The organism is Streptococcus oralis, from assembly GCF_001578705.1.
GTDB classification, from domain to species: domain Bacteria; phylum Bacillota; class Bacilli; order Lactobacillales; family Streptococcaceae; genus Streptococcus; species Streptococcus oralis_J.
Genome location: NZ_KQ969037.1, coordinates 966 through 1,755 on the forward strand (window position 1 = coordinate 966; position 790 = coordinate 1,755).

The 790-nt window shown below is 44.9% G+C and carries 1 protein-coding gene and 1 pseudogene; one reads left to right on the plus strand and one right to left on the minus strand.

Annotated features, from left to right (window positions below):
* On the minus strand, nt 1-298 hold a 298-nt coding region (locus SORDD05_RS10355; RefSeq protein WP_061416370.1), incomplete at its 3' end, for a hypothetical protein.
* Here SORDD05_RS10355 and SORDD05_RS10360 point away from each other — a divergent pair.
* Nucleotides 180-790 (plus strand): annotated as a pseudogene (locus tag SORDD05_RS10360) (LPXTG cell wall anchor domain-containing protein); the annotation flags it as partial. The gene SORDD05_RS10355 and the pseudogene SORDD05_RS10360 sit on opposite strands and share 119 nt — an antisense overlap.

The following is a 790-nucleotide window of genomic DNA, read 5'->3' on the forward strand; positions in this document are numbered from 1 at the left end:
CAAGCATGAGCAACAGCGTGTCAGCTTCAATCAGTGCATCTGAATCAGCAAGTACAAGCTTGAGCAACAGCGTATCTGCTTCAATCAGTGCATCTGAATCAGCAAGCACAAGCTTGAGCAACAGCGTATCTGCTTCAATTAGTGCTAGCCAATCAGCAAGCACAAGCATGAGCAACAGCGTGTCTGCTTCAATTAGTGCATCTGAATCAGCAAGCAACAACTCAAGTAGTACTTCAGTTTCAACAAGTACTTCAGTAAGCTTGAGTAACAGCGTAAGCACATCTACATCACTTAGCAATAGCGTTTCAAGTAGTTTGAGTACAAGTGCGTCACAACAATCTAACTCATTCAGCTATAGTAAGGGTGAGCCAACAAGCGAATCTAAGCCAGAGTTTAACCTTCCTAGCTACCTTGAATCTGTAAGTGCAAGTGAGTCAGTTTCACTCAGCAAGTCAGTAAGCGTATCATTGAGCGATAGTACTTCAGCATCAATCAGCGCAAGTGAGTCAGTCTCAACAAGCGCAAGCTTGAGTGACAGCATTTCTGCATCAATCAGTGCAAGCAACAACTCAGGTAGTGGTTCAGGTTCAACAAGCACAAGCAATGGCTCAGCTAGTCAATCAGCTAGCGCATCAGTATCTGCAAGTCAATCAGCTTCAGCGTCTGTAAGTGCAAGCCAATCAGCTTCAGCTTCAATCAGTGCAAGCAACAACTCAGGTAGCGGTTCAGGTTCAACAAGCACAAGCAATGGTTCAGGCGATGCCTCAACTTCAGCAAGTACTTCAGCAAG